Raw genomic sequence first — 15,525 nt, 5'->3', positions numbered from 1 at the left:
GGGCTTTCGGCATTCCCAGGCACGAATACCCATGCCGCACACACTGTCGGTCGGTCGATTCCGGCAACCACCGCCCCTCGCGTGAAGTCATGCCGACGCGTCGCGGAATCGACGCGTGAAATGCGTTCGGAGACCACAGTCGAGGCGCCGGCTGGTGACAGCGAGGATCGACTCGACCTGAGTTGCACCAGTTTAGTGTGCCAACCCTGACCGAGGATTCGGGATTTCGAGGGAATCGAGGATGCTCGCCGCGTCGTCGGTGAGCGGATCGAGGGCGGTGTGCGCGTGGCCAGCAATCGTGACGGTGATTTCCTGCAACGGACGCAGGCTACGCACGATTCTGCGGATCGACATTCCGGTCTCGGCCTGCAGATAACGCGATATCGCCAACGCAGCGAACACGATCGTCAGGTGCGCCTCGATCGAATCCCGGGTGTGACTGAAGATCGGCCTCGCCCGCAGGTCGGTCTTCGACATTCGGAACGACTGCTCGACCTGCCACAGGTCATGATACTTCTCCATCACCTCATACGGATTCATCAGTGGCACAGGAAGGTTGGTGACGTAGCCCTTCAGCCCAACGAGGGAACGCGCCCTGGCGATGCCCTCGGCATCGAGACTCTTACCCTTCGCGGTGGTCTTGACGAACCGCGGCGATCGAGCAGCACGAGTACCGTCGATGACCTCCCTGGCCCGAGCCTCCTGGGCATTGAGCGTCTGGTTATCGCGCACGGCACGCTTCTTCGAGTACGCCCAGATCGCCCGCCACGCCGACGTGTCGGCGGGGTCCCACACCGGCTCGCTGCGGCGCGTGATGTCGTTGACCACGCTCTTCGCGTGACGCGGCGTCACCGTATCGATGACCTGCCCGTCTGTGAACACGTCCCCGTTCCAGTGGAAATGGCTGGCCAGATCCGCCGGTGCCTTCATCACCCGTGACCCGACGATGAACTTCAGTCCGGCGGCGTCGAGGTCCTTCAGATTCGATGCCGACAGCATCCCGGCATCGGCGGCGATGACCATCTCGACGTCCTCGATGTTGTGACGCTCCTGGAACTGACGCACGATCGGGACAATGGTGCGTGTCTCGGCGTGGTTTCCTTCGAAACATCCTATTTCCAAGGGGAATCCGTTGCGGTCGACCAGGAGTCCGACCACGATCTGCGGGTCGACGCGACGCTCTTTCGAGTACCCGACCTTACGCAGCTCATCTTCCTTCTCGGCCTCGAAGTACAAGGTCGTGACGTCGTAGAGCAACAGGTTCAGATCACTCGCCTCGGCGGCGTGTTCGAAGCAGCGTCGTGCGATGTCGTCGCGGTAGCCGTGTGCGGTGCAGCGGCGCAGGGTCCGCACGAAGGTGTTGCGATGTGCGGGGGCGATACCGATCTCGCCGAGCACTCTGCCGGCGTCGGCGACGGAGGTTGCCTCGACGATACGGGCGGCTACCAGTTGGAAGAATGCCTCGTTGTCGACCACATCGAATCCGAGGTGTCGCCACGCAGTCTCGATGACCTCGATCAGCCAGCGAGACCGTTTACCGTTGATCGTCGCGCTGCCGCCAGTGTTCGTGCCGAGGTCGAGGTCGAGTTGCTGTTGGCCGGCGAGTAGTTTCTCGCGGGCCGTCTCGAGCAGGGCGGCGAGTTCGCTGTCGGTGTGGGCTGATCCGAGGTGCTCGAGTACCTTGTCTCGGCGGCCTTGCTTGGCTGCGATCTGCACCGCGGTTGCTCCCGACGCGGTGCGGACTTTGCGGATGTAGGCGGCCACGGGCGTGGAGTCTACCGACTGATTAGTGTGCCATTTCGCGAACCTGCACCGCTGCCACCAGCACAAATGCCGGACCTGTCCAGGAAATCGGCCAACCTGGTGCAACTCAGGAGGATCGACTCGATGTAGAGGCGAAGTCGCGCCGGCAGGCTGTGCTCGAATGACTCCCGATGTCGTGCGTCGTCGTCGGCGGCGCTCGCGACGAGTACGCGAGCGAGCCGGACCGTCGCGCCCTCGAGATGGTCGAGAAGCAGCGGAGCCGCTGCGGCCGTCCGGGCCAAGTGGTGGAGATGCGTACACAGCATGTCGTACAGAGGGTTCGCGGGAACCAGATACTCCACCGCCCTGGTGACAGTCGCCGCTGGCATATCCAATTGCGCGTGATCGAGTTTCACCGCGATCCTTAGCGACCTGCGGCTTGTCGAACCAGTTGGATCACCAGGAGGTACCAGCGCTCCGAGAAGTTCTCGCCCGACGCGGCGACGGATCCCGGAGTGAAGTACGAATGACCGATGCAGTAGTCCTTGCCGAGGTTCGGGTCGGCCGCGATCACCTCGTTCAGCTTGGTCATCCGCACCGCGATGCGGTCAACGACCGATTCGTCGTAGCCGCGTTCGATGACGAACTCGCGCCAGGCATCGTTGTACTCCGGCTCCAGGTCGAAGAAGGCGAATCGCCGCCGTAGCGCTATGTCGACTTTGCGTGAGGCCGACGTGCACACACTCGGCGGACTGTCGCGCGCCGACGAGGCGAGGGAGTGGGCTACCGGGGCCAGGGACCGGTCCGCGACGTTCATCGTGCCGATGGCGTGCAGGTTCGAGGGCAGATGAAACGGTCCTTCCCCGCCCCCGGGGGTAGGCGAGGTTCAGCGCGTTCTCGGGGTCGCGCTTGTCGTGGTCGAGCAGGGTGAGCATCTCGCGGAAGATCTGTGCGGGGTTGCCGCGGTTGATCTCCTCGATGACCACGACGTAGTCGTGTTCGGAGTCTTGGCGGGCGTTCTGGGAGGCGGTGAGCAGAGGGCCGTCGATCAGGGTGAGTTTGCCGTCGGAGCCGGGCCGGAACCCGCGGATGAAGTCTTCGTAGGACATCGACGGGTGAAACTGCAGGAGGGTTATCCGGTCGGATTGACGCTTGTTGCACAGCACCCAGCCAAGGCGTCGGGCGAGCCACGTCTTGCCGGTTCCGGGTGGCCCTTGCCAGATGATGTTCTTCTTCGACTTCACGGCCTCAATCATCGATTCCAGGAGTTGAATGTCGAGGAAAGAGCCATCGGCAATGATGTCGGCGACGACGTACTCCGATGCGACTTCCCGCGCTGTCGCCTCGGTACCGAGTCCGCTGACTCGACGTCCGCGGCGGCTGTGATGTCGTCGGCGGGCGCCTGTGGCGCGTCGCTGATCGCTTGGAAATGCCACGCGGCGAAAGCTCCGGTGGCGTGTCGAACGGAGAATCCGGGGACGAGAGCCAGGCGCTGATGGTCTCGGTGTTGGCCAGGAAGTCCTCACCGGAGATCTTGCCCTCGAGGTTGAGCTGCGCGGCAACGTCGCCGTACTTGTTCGCGAGAAGATTTACGTTGACGCCATCGAAGGTGGTATAGGTTTCTGGCCTGACCCAGTACGCGCCATCGTCAGCATGCGTGTCTGACCTGTGGCGGCCGCATCGAATGCGGTGATCAGCCGTTCTAGGTTGGCCTCGCTCCGGGATTCGGCGTACGCAAATTCGGCCTCGAAAAGGTCCCAAAGGATGTCGATGGCGTCGTCGGCGCGGTCGACTTCCCAGCGTATGAATCACGAGTTCATGTTGTTCACCACGGGTATTCCGTCGAAGGTCACCAACGAGTCGCTACGCAAGCCCAAGACAGGGATACGTGCGGCCGCACGGGACCGGATGTACTACCCGGTCGGCGGTCTTGCGCTGAACGTCGCCATGCCCTGAAACGGGCATATCAGCTGAAACGGGCATATCCGGAGTGGTGGCTGCGCCTAGACTCCGAAGATGGTGCGCAACGCGAAGGCTGCACGTCAGCAGCCCACCGATCAGCGTTCGGCGTTCGACAGGTTCGTCGAGCAGATCGAACTCCGGGTCAGTCAGGCGCCTTTCTTCGGGATCTGCGCCGGAGTGGTCGCGCTGTGGGTCGTCAGCATTCCGCTCTGGAAGGATCTCCACGAGTGGCAGATCGCCATCCACACCGCCGGTGCCGTCTTCACGTTGCTTCTCGTGGTCCTGCTCGAGAATGCCAGCCGCCGGGCCACCGAGGCTCTGCAGGAGAAACTGAACGTCATCGCCGAGGCGCTCGCCGCCCTGCTCGATTCCTCCGCCCGGGACAATCCCGAGCTGAAGAAGGCGGAGGAGAAGTTGCGGGAGGCTGTCGGGCTCGAAGACCGGCACTAGCCATCCGCCCCTGTGACTTGGCACACCAAGCAGGTAAGTTATGTGTAACCGCAAAAACTACTAACCAGTAGGGGTACGAAATGCCTGTTCCGTCCGCCGCCACGTTCGCGCGGCTCGCCGACCTCATCGCCATCCCGGATACGGCGGATCGCCCGACGCGATCCGTCGTCGAGGCGTTCACGGGTAAGGAACTGGCCACCGTCCCGGTCGGTACCGCTCAGGACGCCCAGGACGCGATCGCACGTGCCCGGGTGGCGCAGAAGGAATGGGCCACGCGTCCCGTCACGGAACGCGCCGCGATCTTCCACCGCTACCGCGACCTGGTGCTCGAGAACCGCGACGCCCTGATGGACATGGCTCAGGCCGAGACGGGCAAGTCCCGCGCCGCCGCGCAGGAGGAGGTCCTCGACATCTCGATGACCGCCCGCCACTACGCGCGCGTCGCCCCCAAGCTGCTGCGGCCCCGCCGCATCTCCGGCATGCTGCCCGGCCTCACCAAGACGGTCGTGCGGTACCAGCCGAAGGGCGTCGTCGGCGTCATCTCGCCGTGGAACTACCCCATGACGCTCGCGGTGTCCGACGCCGTCGCCGCGCTCCTCGCCGGCAACGCCGTCGTCCTCAAGCCCGACAGCCAGACCCCGTACTGCGCCCTGGCCTGCGTCGACCTGCTGTACCAGGCGGGGCTGCCGCGCGACCTGTTCGCCGTCGTCCCCGGACCGGGCTCGGTGGTCGGCACCGCCCTCGTCGAGAACACCGAGTACCTGATGTTCACCGGGTCCTCGGCCACGGGTCAGCTCCTCGCCGAGCAGGCCGGTCGCCGTCTCATCGGCTTCTCCGCCGAACTCGGCGGCAAGAACCCGATGATCGTCACCGCCGGCGCGAACCTCCGTGAGGTCACCGACGCCGCAGTCCGCGCCTGCTACTCCAACTCCGGGCAGCTGTGCATCTCGATCGAGCGGATCTACGTCGAGGAGTCCATCGCACCCGAGTTCACCCGGATGTTCGGGGAACGCGTCCGCAACATGAAGCTCGGCGCCGGCTACGACTTCGGCATCGAAATGGGCAGCCTCGTGTCCGAGGCCCAGGTCAAGGCCGTGTCCAGCCACGTCGACGACGCGGTCGTCAAGGGCGCCACCGTGGTCGCCGGCGGCAAGGCGCGCCCCGACCTCGGCCCCCTGTTCTACGAGCCGACCGTCCTGACCGGTGTTCCCGAGGACGCCGAGTGCTACCGCGACGAGACGTTCGGACCGCTGGTCTCGATCTACCCCGTCGCCGACGTGGACGAGGCGATCGAACGCGCCAACGACACCGAGTACGGCCTGAACGCCAGCGTGTGGGCGGGAACCAAGGCGGAGGGCGAGGCCATCGCCGCCCGGATCCACGCCGGAACCGTCAACGTCGACGAGGGCTACGCCCCCGCATGGGGCAGCACCGGTGCGCCGATGGGCGGCATGGGAGTGTCCGGTGTCGGCCGCCGCCACGGCGACGACGGGCTCCTCAAGTACACCGAACCGCAGACCATCGCCACCACCCGCATCCTCAACCTCGGCGGTCCGCGTGGACTGTCGCCGAAGGTGTGGGCCAAGATCATGCCGCCTTTCGTGAAGGCGCTGCAGTGGATTCCGGGCCGCTAGACGTGGACAGCGCGAGCATCCTGATCGACGTCCCGCCCGGCGAGGTGTGGGACGTGGTGACCGACGTGGAGGGCATGGGCCGGTTCAGTCCCGAGAACACCGGGGCGCGCTGGACGTCCGGCACTCGGGTGACCGTGGGGGCGCAGTTCGTCGGCGCCAACCGGCACGGGGCGGTGCGGTGGAAGACCCACTGCACCGTCGTGGATGTCGTTCCGGGCCAGAGGTTCTCGTTCGAGGCGGACGAGCCGAAGGCACGCTGGACGTATCACCTCGAACCCTCCGGCGCCGGCACGCTCGTCACCGAGACCCGGGAGATCTACGCGACGCCCGTCTGGTGGGTGCGGCTGGTGCAGAAGTCGAAGGTGCTGGGCAGCAACCGCGACCAACTGATGCGGGACGGGATGAGGCAGACCCTCGAGCGCATGAAAGTCGCCCTCGAGAGCTGATTTTCCACCCTGGGGTGCCGATTCTTCACCCTAGGGTGGCTGGCGGCGCTGTGCGCAGGGCCTGAGACTGGACGCTGTTCACACCTCTCGGAGGCGCCTCCCATGAATCCTCGGCCGACACCCGTCGAAGCTGGTCGGTCGTGCCCTGACGTCCGCCGTGAGGACGTGTGGTTCTCCTCGCGGGGACAGCGCTGCGCGGCCTGGCTGTACCGGCGCCGATCCGAAACTCCCACGGCAGCACCCTGTGTGGTGCTCGCGCACGGCTGGAGCGGGGTACGCGAGCAGAGACTCGACGCGTTCGCGGAACGGTTCGCGGCCGCGGGAGTCGCCGCGCTGGTGTTCGACTACCGCTACTTCGGTGCCAGCGACGGCGAACCCCGCCAACTGCTCGACATCGACAGCCAACTCGACGACTGGGACAGTGCCGTCGCGTTCGTGCGCAGCCGCCCGGACATCGACCCCAGCCGGGTCGCGCTCTGGGGCACGTCACTGTCCGGCGGACTCGTCCTGACGGCGGCCGCGCGGGACCGGCGCGTGGCCGCGGTCGTGTCGCAGGTTCCGTACGTCGACGGTCTGACGAACCTTCCGCGACTCGGCGTGGCCGGGCTCGGCCGCATGGCGGTCGCCTACCTGCGGGACCGGTACGCCCAGCTGCGACGCAGGCCGCCGTACATGTTTCCCGTCGTCGGGCCACCGGGCTCGTTCGCGGCCATGACCACACCCGACGCGGAGGCGGGATATCACCGGATGGATCCGCCCGGTTCGACGTGGCGCAACGAGACTCCGGGGCGGGTGGCGTTACAGGCAGCGCTGTACCGGCCGACGACGACGGTCGCGAAGATCGCCTGCCCCGTCTTCTTCGCCATCGCCGACCACGACGTCGTCACGTTCACCCGCAGCGCGAAGAAGGCCGCGGCCAAGACCCCCGACGCCGAGGTGCACGTGTACCCGGGCGGTCATTTCGACCCCTACTTCGGCGAGCTCTTCGAGCGGGTGGTCGCGGACGAGACCGACTTCCTCGTCCGCCACCTCCGTGCCTAGCTACTCACCGTGCCGAACTGTTCGCGCAGAACGCCTTTGACGACCTTCCCGCTGGCGTTGCGAGGCAGTTGGGGGAGGACCTCGACGAATTTGGGCCGCTTGTAGCGGGCGACCCGGCCGTCGAGCCAGTCCGCGAGGACGTCGACTTCGAGTGCCGCCCCGGCCCGCGGGACGACGACCGCGACGGGAACCTCACCCCAGCGCTCGTCGGTCCGCCCGACAACGGCGACATCCAGGATGTCCGGGTGCGCGGCAAGGGCATTCTCGACCTCGGCGCAGTAGATGTTCTCCCCACCCGAGATGATCATGTCCTTCTTGCGGTCCACCACGTACACGAACCCATCCGAGTCCACCCGCACGAGATCGCCGGAGTGGAACCAGCCGCCGTCGAACGCGTCCGCGGTGGCCTCGGGGTTCCGCCAGTACCCCTCCATGAGTCCCGGTCCGCGGTAGACGATCTCACCGATCTCGCCCTGCGCCACGTCGTTCATCGCCTCGCCGACGACACGCATCGCCACGGTGTCGACCGGCCTCCCGACCGACCCGATCTTCCGCACGGCGTCCTTGCCGTCGAGCATGCACGTCACCGGGGACATCTCGGTCTGCCCGAAGAACGCGACGATCGCGGCGTCCGGGAAGGCGGCGTACAAGCGGTCGAGGAGGGTCGGTGTGGCCGGCGCGGCTCCCCAGCCCAGTACCCGCAGGGCGAGGTCCCGACCGTCGGGGCCGACGTCGTCGAGGATGGCCTGCCACTGGGTGGGCACCATGAACACGCTGGTCACCCGCTCACGCTCGAGTGTGTCGAGCACGTCGGTCGCATCGAACGCACCGGTCGGGTGGATCACGATGGTGGCGCCGATCAGCAGGAACGGCCCGACGCTGCCGAGGGCTGCGATGTGGAACAGCGGGGACGAGACCAGGTTGACCTCGGACTCGGTGTCGAACAGTCGCCATCCCCGGATGAGAGTCAGTGCCTGCGCCTGCAGATTGAGGTGCGACAGCACCGCACCCTTCGGACGTCCGGTGGTGCCGGACGTGTACATGATGGCGGCGGGGGAGTCTTCCGCCACGTCCGCGATCGGGACGTCGGGATCGGCTGCGCGCAACTGCGTCTCGAGCGAGGTGTCGTCGGGCGTGTCGCCGACCACGAGAACCGGCACGCTGTCGTCGACCTCCGCGGCGAGAGCGGTGAGTGAATCCTCGACGACCACGACGGTGGCGTCGCTGTCGGCGACGATGAACCGCACTTCGCCCGGGCTGAGCCGGAAGTTCACGGGCACCGCGATCGCACCCAGGCGAGTCGCGGCCACCATCACCTCGAGGAACTCGGGGCGGTTGGTCAGCAGCAGCACGACCCGGTCGCCGCGGCCGACACCGCGGGCGGCGAGGACGGCTGCCGTCCTCGCGCTGCGGTCCTCGAGCTCACGCCAGGTGGTCGACGTGCCCCGGAACCTGAGTGCCACGGCATCGGGTTTCGCGAAGGCGTGCCGGGCAACATGATTGGCCCAGTGGGTGCGCCGGGAGGCGAAGGGCTGAGCGTTCGACATCGCACTCATCGTGAGGTCCTCAGCCGCGGCCGAACACGGCGGGACGCTTGTCCAGGAACGCCGCGACACCTTCCCGGAAATCGGGGGCGGCGAGGAGGTCGAGCTGGCCCGTGCGCTCGCGGGCGAACGCGTTGTCGAGTTCGAAGAGGGTGGCGTCGTTGACCGCGTCCTTGGTGAAGTGGAAGGCCTCCGACGGTCCGTCGGCGAGACGTCGCGCGAGGGCGTCGACTGTCGCGGCGAACTCGTCGTCGGGGACCACGTCGGCGATCAAACCGGCCGCGAGAGCCTCACGTGCGGGCAGTCGTTCCGCCAGAAGCGCCATCTTCAGTGCGCGAGCGCGACCGACCGACGCGGCGACCAGTGCGGTGGCACCGCCGTCCGGCATCAGGCCGACCTTCGTGAACGCGAGCAGGAAATAGCTCGACTCGGTGGCGATCGTGAGGTCGCAGGCCAGGGCGAGGGAGACCCCGACGCCGGCGGCTGGCCCGTTGACCGCGCCGATCACGGGCCGGGGGAACGCGCGAATCGCGGCCGCCGTGCGGTTCGCGGCGTCGATCGTCGCGGACGACGGCGGGCCGGAGACGTTCTCGCCACCCAGGTCCGCACCCGTGCAGAACGCACGACCGGTGCCGGTGAGGACGGCGGCCCGCACCTCCGCGTCGCCCGCATGCTTGTCGAATGCGTCGGCGACGGCGACGAGGGTTTCAGTGGTGACGGCGTTCATGCGGGCGGGACGGTCGAGGGTGACGCGGAGGACGCCGTCGTCGACGGTCGTGTCCACGCCGGGAATGTCGGAGCTCATGGGGATCCTTGTCAGGAAGGGCGGACGGAGAGGGCGATCTTGCCGGTGGCGGACCGGGTTTCGAGCGTCCGCAGCGCGTCACAGGCGTGTTCGAACGAGTAGGTGGTCGGCTCGGCGATCTGCAGCGCCCCCGATTCGAGGAGCGGGCCCAGGCCCGCCCACTGCCTGGTCGTGTAGCCGGGGTTGGTGCGCACGTACTCGCCCCAGCCGGCCCCGAGAACGGAGATGTTCCGCAGGAGAAGGCGATTGACCTTGACGGTGGGGATCTCGCCGCCGGTGAAGCCGAGGACCACCAGCCGCCCGTTGGGCGCGAGGCTGCGCAGGCTGTCGGTGAAACGGTCGCCGCCGACCGGGTCGAGGATGATGTCGACTCCGCGGCCTGCGGTGAGGTCGCGGACCCGGTCCTTCCAGCCGTCCACGAGGACGACGTGATCGGCGCGGTTGGCCTTTGCGATGCCGGCTTTCTCCTCGGTGCTGACCACGGCGATCGTCTCGAGTCCCAGCGCGGCCGCGACCTGCAGTGCGGCGACCCCGACACCGCCGGCGGCGCCGTGCACCAGCACGGTCTCACCGGCGCGGTAGCGGGCGCGCTCGTCGAGGGCGAAGTGCACGGTGAGGTAGTTCATCAGGAAACCTGCCCCGGCAGTCAACGACACCGAATCGGGCAGCGGGAACACCGAGTCCGGCTCCACCGCGACGGTCTGCTGCCACGCTCCGTCCGACGCGAGGACGGCCACCCGCTGCCCGGCCCGGATGCCGCTGTCCTCGGGTGCGCTACGGACCACGCCCGCGCCCTCGACGCCGAGTACGAACGGCAGTTCGCGGACGATCTGGTAGCTGCCGGTGGTCTGCAGCAGGTCGGGGAACGACACTCCGGCGGCGTGCAGATCCACGACGACGAGGCCGGTTCCGTCGGGTTCGTCGATCTCGGTGAGCTGGACTCCGGCGGGGCCGGAAGCGGTGGTCAATTGCTGGGCATACACGTGGTGATCTCCTCCGTCGGTCCCTGAATATCCATACCAGACGCAACTGAACGGGCGCTAGATAAATTCGATCATTGACCGTGCCGGTGACGCCGTGGTACTAACTTTAACGAGCGATCAGTAATCAGGCCGAGGCGGAGGATGAGACGTGCCAGAACAGACGGAGACGACGGAGGCAGCCGCACTGTGGGAGCGGCGCGGAGGCATCGGCATCATCACGCTGAACCGCCCCAAGGCGCTCAATGCGGTGAACGGTGCGTTGTCGACCGCAGTGGGCAGTCTGCTCGAGCAGGCCGAGAACGACCCCGAGGTACGAGTGGTCGTCGTGACCGGGACCGGCCGCGCGTTCTGCGCGGGCGCCGACCTCAAGGCCCTGGCGTCCGGCGAGAGCACGGCCGCGGACGGGCATCCTGAGTGGGGATTCGCCGGATACGCACAGCACTGGATCAGCAAGCCGACCATCGCCGCGGTCAACGGCTTCGCCCTGGGCGGCGGCACCGAACTGGTGCTCGCCAGTGACCTCGCGGTCGTCGATGAGGAGGCGAAGCTCGGGCTTCCCGAGGTCAAGCGCGGACTGTTCGCCGCCGCGGGCGGTGTGATCCGCCTGCAGCAGCAGATCCCGAAGAAGGTCGCGCTGGAGATCGCGCTCACCGGCGAACCGATCAGCGCGGCGCAGGGCAAGGAGCTGGGCCTGGTCAACCGCGTGGCCCCGGCAGGCACCGCCCTCGACGTCGCGCTCGAACTCGCCGAGCAGATCGCCGCGAACGCTCCGCTGTCGGTGCGCGAATCGAAGGCCATGATCCACCGCACCGCAACCGAACCCGACTGGGGCGACCGGGCATGGGAGGCGAACAACGCCGCCATCGCCACCATCTTCACCAGCGCCGACGCCAAGGAAGGCCCCACGGCCTTCGCCGAGAAGCGCCAGCCGGTCTGGCAGGGCCGCTGACCCGTGAGTACTTGTTAACGCCCCGCGGTTAATAAGTACTTGGCGCAGCCGCACACCATCGAAAGGGAACATCATGACCAACGCTGTCATCGTGGACGTCGTCCGCCTCGCCTCCGGTAAGGGCAAGCCGGGCGGTGCGCTGTCCGGCACGCACCCGGTCGAACTGCTGGCGCACGTGCTCCGCAGCATCGTCGAACGCAACGGCATCGACCCCGCACAGGTCGACGATGTCATCGGCGGCTGCGTCGGACAGGCCGGCGAGCAGGCCCTCAACATCTCCAGGACGGCGGTGCTGTCGGCCGGATTCCCGGATTCGGTTCCGGCCACCACCGTCGACCGCCAGTGCGGCTCGAGCCAGCAGGCGGCGCACTTCGCCGCGCAGGGCGTGATCGCCGGCGCCTACGACATCGTGATCGCCTGCGGTGTGGAGTCGATGTCCCGCGTTCCGATGGGCACGACGACCATCGGTCAGGACGCGTCCGGCCCGGGCATCGCCGCCCGCTACCCCGAGGGACTGGTCAACCAGGGCATCTCCGCCGAACTGATCGCCGCCAAGTGGAAGTTCGACCGGGACACCCTCGACGCGTTCTCCGCGCAGTCGCATCAGCGGGCCGCCGACGCGTTGTCGAAGGGCTTGTTCGACAAGGAGATCGTCCCGATCTCGGTCACCAACGCCGCCGGTGAGACGGTGACGCACACCGCTGACGAGACCGTGCGCGCCTCCACCACCGCCGAGGGACTGTCCGGGCTGAAGTCGTCGTTCTACTCCGAGAAGTACGCGGCCCGGTTCCCCGAGGCGCAGTGGCACATCACCCCGGGCAACTCGTCGCCGCTGACCGACGGCGCGTCCGCGGCGCTGATCATGAGCGAGGAGATGGCGTCGAGGCTGGGGCTGACCCCGCGGGCCCGGTTCCATTCGTTCGCCGTTGCCGGTGACGACCCGGTCTTCATGCTCACCGCGCCGATCCCGGCGACCAAGAAGATCCTCGCGAAGTCGGGGCTGAGCATCGACGACATCGACGCCTACGAGGTCAACGAGGCGTTCGCGCCGGTGCCGCTGGCGTGGGCGCACGAATTCGGGGCCGACCCGGCCAAGCTCAACCCGTGGGGCGGCGCCATCGCGCTCGGGCACGCACTCGGCTCGTCGGGCACCCGCCTGCTGAGCACCCTGGTCAACAACCTCGAGGCCACCGGCGGACGCTACGGCCTGCAGACCATGTGCGAGGGCGCGGGCATGGCCAACGCCACCATCATCGAACGCATCTGACCTACCTCCCGAAAACCCTGCTTCCGAAAGGTATAGACATGATCGTCAACGACAGCGTCGCACTCGTCACCGGCGGTGCCTCCGGCCTCGGCCTGGCCACCACCAAGGCCCTGCTCGCCGACGGCGCCAGCGTCGTCATCATCGACCTGCCCTCGTCCAACGGTGAGACCGTCGCCAAGGAACTCGGCGACCGCGTGCGCTTCGCCGCCGGCGACGTCACCAGCGAGGCCGACGTGTCCGCCGCACTCGATGTCGCGGAGTCGCTCGGACCGCTGCGTGTCGCCGTGAACTGCGCCGGCATCGGCAACGCCATCAAGACCGTGAGCAAGAACGGCGCGTTCCCGCTGGCCGACTTCACCAAGATCGTCACCGTCAACCTCATCGGCACGTTCAACGTGATCCGCCTTGCCGCCGAGCGCATCTCGAAGAACGAGCCGATCGACGGCGAGCGCGGCGTCATCATCAACACCGCCTCCGTCGCCGCATACGAGGGCCAGATCGGTCAGGCCGCGTACTCCGCGTCCAAGGGTGGCGTCGTCGGTATGACCCTGCCGATCGCCCGCGACCTCGCGTCGCTGCTGATCCGCGTCAACACGATCGCTCCCGGCCTGTTCAAGACGCCGCTGCTCGGATCCCTGCCGGAGGCCGCGCAGCAGTCGCTCGGCGGTCAGGTTCCGCACCCGTCGCGTCTCGGCGACCCGTCCGAGTACGGCGCGCTCGCCGCGCACATCGTCAGCAACCCGATGCTCAACGGCGAGACCATCCGTCTCGACGGCGCCATCCGCATGGCACCGCGCTGATCGGCGACCTGTGACTCTGCGCGAGGACGGGCCGACCGTGACGGAGCCGGTGTACGCCGACTGGCGGACGTTCGAGGCCCTGCCGCTGACGCCCATCCTCGAGCAGGCATTGGATCTGTTCAACGAGAACGGTTACCACGGCACGACGGTGCGGCAGATCGCCCGTCGTGTCGGGGTGACCGTTCCGGCCCTGTACTACCACCACGAGAGCAAGGAAGCCGTTCTCGTGGCCCTGTTCGAAATGCAGATGCGCGAACTGAACGACCGCGCCGAGGCAGCCGCCCGCGAGGCCGGCGACGACGTGGTGGCCCAATTCTCCAACGTCGTCGAGGCGATCGTCCTGTACATGACGTACCGGGTGCGGCACGTCTCCCTCGACACCGAGTTGCGGCACGTCTCGGCCGACAGCCGCAGCCGCTACGCCGCGACCCGCAAGCGGCTCGAACTGATGATGATCGACCTCGTCGCCGACGGCGTCGCCCGCGACGTGTTCCACAGCGGGGACGTCCCCGAGACCGTGCGCGCCCTCCTCGGGATGTGCCAGTCCATTCCACGCTGGTTCCAGCTCGGTGGAGCACTGACCCCCGAGCAGGTCGCCGGCCGCTACGTCGACATCGCCCTACACACCGTCGGGTATCTACCCGCCCACTGACATCGCGCCGGGTCCACCGAGCCGGACGAGCTCGTCCCGGCGACAAGGAGAGGCCATGCAGCGCACCCTTTTCGAGAAGGATCACGAAGCGTACCGGGAGACCGTGCGCGAGTTCCTCGCCCGCGAGATCGAGCCGAATTACGAACGGTGGGAGTCGGACCGGCTCATCGACCGCTCGGCGTGGCTGGCGGCCGGCAAGTCCGGGATCGTCGGACTCGGCGTGCCCGAGGAGTTCGGCGGTTCGGGCGTCACCGACTACCGCTTCCGGTACGTCGTCGCCGAGGAGATCGCCCGCACCGCGACGACGTCGTTCGGTTCGGGACTGTCCCTCCAGGACGACATCGCCATCCCGTACATCGTGAACCTCGGCACGGACGAGCAGAAGCAGCGGTGGCTGCCCGGCATGGCCGCGGGCGAGCTGATCGGCGCCATCGCGATGACCGAGCCCGGCGCCGGCAGCGACCTGCAGGGCGTGAAGACCACCGCGGTGCGCGACGGCGACGAGTGGGTGATCAACGGGCAGAAGACGTTCATCACCAACGGCATTCACTCGGACCTGGTCATCGTCGTCGCCCGTACCGACCCGGGCGCCGGTTCCAAGGGGTTCTCGCTCCTCGTCGTGGAGCGGGGCATGCCCGGTTTCAGCCGGGGCCGCAAGCTGCACAAGGTCGGCCTGGCCGGTCAGGACACGGCCGAGCTCGTGTTCGAGGACGTGCGGGTGCCCGCCACCAATCTGCTCGGCACCGAGGGTCGCGGCTTCGTTCACCTCATGGAAAACCTGCCACTCGAACGCATTTCGATCGCGGTCAACGCGATTGCCGCCGCGAAGGCCGCCTACCAGTGGACGAGGGACTACGTGTTCGAGCGCAAGGCGTTCGGGAAGCCGATCGGCGACCTGCAGAACACCCGGTTCGCGCTGGCGGAGATGCTCACCGAGATCGAGGTGACCGAATCGCACATCGACCGGTGCGTACTCGCCTCGAACGCAGACGAACTCACCGCCGTCGACGCGTCGAAGGGCAAGTGGTGGGCCAGTGAGCTGCAGAAGCGTGTCGTCGACCGCTGCGTCCAGTTGCACGGCGGCTACGGCTACATGATGGAGTACCCCATCGGCCGCGCGTACGTCGACAGCCGGATCCAGACGATCTACGGCGGAACCACCGAGATCATGAAGGAAATCATCGGCCGCGACATCGCGGCAGGATAGGCGGCTCCGCCGCCCGTGCGTGGTTGACGAGTCTCTGGACTC

At 67.3% G+C, this 15,525-nt stretch carries 15 protein-coding genes and 1 pseudogene; 10 read left to right on the top strand and 6 right to left on the bottom strand.

Annotated features, from left to right (window positions below; all coding sequences use genetic code 11):
• Positions 1-192: 192 nt before the first annotated feature.
• The 3 genes and pseudogenes from AZG88_RS12105 to AZG88_RS55520 form a co-directional block, all read right to left on the bottom strand.
• A complete protein-coding gene (locus tag AZG88_RS12105) occupies positions 193-1,764 on the bottom strand; it encodes an IS1634 family transposase (RefSeq protein WP_061697808.1) in 1,572 nt (523 codons plus the stop codon).
• 403 nt (positions 1,765-2,167) lie between these two features.
• Positions 2,168-2,560, bottom strand: coding sequence for a hypothetical protein (locus AZG88_RS53510; RefSeq protein WP_061697806.1), 393 nt, complete (start codon positions 2,558-2,560; stop codon positions 2,168-2,170).
• Positions 2,561-2,678: 118 nt separating this feature from the next.
• Positions 2,679-2,999, bottom strand: a pseudogene (locus AZG88_RS55520) (AAA family ATPase); the annotation flags it as partial.
• A gap of 562 nt (positions 3,000-3,561) precedes the next feature.
• Here AZG88_RS55520 and AZG88_RS12090 point away from each other — a divergent pair.
• From AZG88_RS12090 to AZG88_RS12070, 5 genes are all read left to right on the top strand, one after another.
• Positions 3,562-3,699 (top strand): hypothetical protein, encoded by a 138-nt coding sequence (locus AZG88_RS12090; protein ID WP_192817855.1) that lies wholly within the window; start codon positions 3,562-3,564, stop codon positions 3,697-3,699.
• 60 nt (positions 3,700-3,759) lie between these two features.
• Positions 3,760-4,155, top strand: a complete 396-nt coding sequence (locus AZG88_RS12085; protein ID WP_061697805.1) for a low affinity iron permease family protein — start codon at positions 3,760-3,762, stop codon at positions 4,153-4,155.
• Between the two features lie 80 nt (positions 4,156-4,235).
• The gene (locus AZG88_RS12080; protein ID WP_061697804.1) at positions 4,236-5,789 is read left to right on the top strand and encodes a succinic semialdehyde dehydrogenase; all 1,554 of its coding nucleotides are present in this window, start codon (positions 4,236-4,238) and stop codon (positions 5,787-5,789) included.
• A 2-nt stretch (positions 5,790-5,791) separates the two neighbouring features.
• Complete coding sequence (locus AZG88_RS12075) at positions 5,792-6,235, top strand: SRPBCC family protein (RefSeq protein WP_025431629.1); 444 nt, start codon at positions 5,792-5,794, stop codon at positions 6,233-6,235.
• Between the two features lie 102 nt (positions 6,236-6,337).
• Complete coding sequence (locus tag AZG88_RS12070) at positions 6,338-7,276, top strand: alpha/beta hydrolase (RefSeq protein ID WP_061697803.1); 939 nt, start codon at positions 6,338-6,340, stop codon at positions 7,274-7,276.
• Here AZG88_RS12070 and AZG88_RS12065 read toward each other — a convergent pair.
• From AZG88_RS12065 to AZG88_RS12055, 3 genes are read right to left on the bottom strand one after another with little or no spacing between them, the layout of a single operon-like run.
• Positions 7,273-8,832 (bottom strand): long-chain-fatty-acid--CoA ligase, encoded by a 1,560-nt coding sequence (locus AZG88_RS12065; protein WP_061697802.1) that lies wholly within the window; start codon positions 8,830-8,832, stop codon positions 7,273-7,275. The genes AZG88_RS12070 and AZG88_RS12065 overlap by 4 nt on opposite strands.
• 10 nt (positions 8,833-8,842) lie before the next feature.
• Positions 8,843-9,625, bottom strand: coding sequence for an enoyl-CoA hydratase (locus tag AZG88_RS12060; RefSeq protein WP_061697801.1), 783 nt, complete (start codon positions 9,623-9,625; stop codon positions 8,843-8,845).
• A gap of 11 nt (positions 9,626-9,636) precedes the next feature.
• The gene (locus AZG88_RS12055) at positions 9,637-10,608 is read right to left on the bottom strand and encodes an NADPH:quinone oxidoreductase family protein (RefSeq protein ID WP_061697800.1); all 972 of its coding nucleotides are present in this window, start codon (positions 10,606-10,608) and stop codon (positions 9,637-9,639) included.
• Between the two features lie 148 nt (positions 10,609-10,756).
• On the opposite strand from AZG88_RS12055, the gene AZG88_RS12050 reads away from it, so the two are divergent.
• From AZG88_RS12050 to AZG88_RS12030, 5 genes are all read left to right on the top strand, one after another.
• Entirely contained in the window at positions 10,757-11,557 is an 801-nt protein-coding gene (locus tag AZG88_RS12050) for a crotonase/enoyl-CoA hydratase family protein (protein WP_061697799.1), read from the top strand.
• 73 nt (positions 11,558-11,630) lie between these two features.
• The gene (locus tag AZG88_RS12045; RefSeq protein WP_061697798.1) at positions 11,631-12,824 is read left to right on the top strand and encodes a thiolase family protein; all 1,194 of its coding nucleotides are present in this window, start codon (positions 11,631-11,633) and stop codon (positions 12,822-12,824) included.
• 38 nt (positions 12,825-12,862) lie between these two features.
• Positions 12,863-13,624, top strand: a complete 762-nt coding sequence (locus AZG88_RS12040) for a 3-hydroxyacyl-CoA dehydrogenase (protein ID WP_005264856.1) — start codon at positions 12,863-12,865, stop codon at positions 13,622-13,624.
• A 10-nt stretch (positions 13,625-13,634) separates the two neighbouring features.
• The gene (locus AZG88_RS12035) at positions 13,635-14,276 is read left to right on the top strand and encodes a TetR/AcrR family transcriptional regulator (protein ID WP_005248950.1); all 642 of its coding nucleotides are present in this window, start codon (positions 13,635-13,637) and stop codon (positions 14,274-14,276) included.
• 55 nt (positions 14,277-14,331) lie between these two features.
• Positions 14,332-15,483, top strand: coding sequence for an acyl-CoA dehydrogenase family protein (locus AZG88_RS12030; RefSeq protein WP_061042175.1), 1,152 nt, complete (start codon positions 14,332-14,334; stop codon positions 15,481-15,483).
• The last annotated feature ends 42 nt before the right edge of the window (positions 15,484-15,525 follow it).

This window comes from Rhodococcus sp. LB1 (assembly GCF_001583455.1).
In the GTDB taxonomy this organism is placed as follows: Bacteria; Actinomycetota; Actinomycetes; order Mycobacteriales; family Mycobacteriaceae; genus Rhodococcus_F; species Rhodococcus_F opacus.
The sequence above is the reverse complement of the archived record's forward strand: the minus strand, read 5'-3'. Positions and strand labels throughout refer to the sequence as shown.

Excerpts from the sequence above, each read along its gene's own strand:
- AZG88_RS12060 (WP_061697801.1), bottom strand. The coding sequence starts at position 9,625 with ATGAGCTCCGACATTCCCGGCGTGGACACGACCGTCGACGACGGCGTC.
- AZG88_RS12040 (WP_005264856.1), top strand. The coding sequence starts at position 12,863 with ATGATCGTCAACGACAGCGTCGCACTCGTCACCGGCGGTGCCTCCGGC.
- AZG88_RS12080 (WP_061697804.1), top strand. The coding sequence starts at position 4,236 with ATGCCTGTTCCGTCCGCCGCCACGTTCGCGCGGCTCGCCGACCTCATC.
- AZG88_RS12070 (WP_061697803.1), top strand. The coding sequence starts at position 6,338 with ATGAATCCTCGGCCGACACCCGTCGAAGCTGGTCGGTCGTGCCCTGAC.
- AZG88_RS12090 (WP_192817855.1), top strand. The coding sequence starts at position 3,562 with ATGTTGTTCACCACGGGTATTCCGTCGAAGGTCACCAACGAGTCGCTA.
- AZG88_RS12065 (WP_061697802.1), bottom strand. The coding sequence starts at position 8,832 with ATGAGTGCGATGTCGAACGCTCAGCCCTTCGCCTCCCGGCGCACCCAC.
- AZG88_RS12045 (WP_061697798.1), top strand. The coding sequence starts at position 11,631 with ATGACCAACGCTGTCATCGTGGACGTCGTCCGCCTCGCCTCCGGTAAG.
- AZG88_RS53510 (WP_061697806.1), bottom strand. The coding sequence starts at position 2,560 with ATGAACGTCGCGGACCGGTCCCTGGCCCCGGTAGCCCACTCCCTCGCC.
- AZG88_RS12085 (WP_061697805.1), top strand. The coding sequence starts at position 3,760 with ATGGTGCGCAACGCGAAGGCTGCACGTCAGCAGCCCACCGATCAGCGT.
- AZG88_RS12030 (WP_061042175.1), top strand. The coding sequence starts at position 14,332 with ATGCAGCGCACCCTTTTCGAGAAGGATCACGAAGCGTACCGGGAGACC.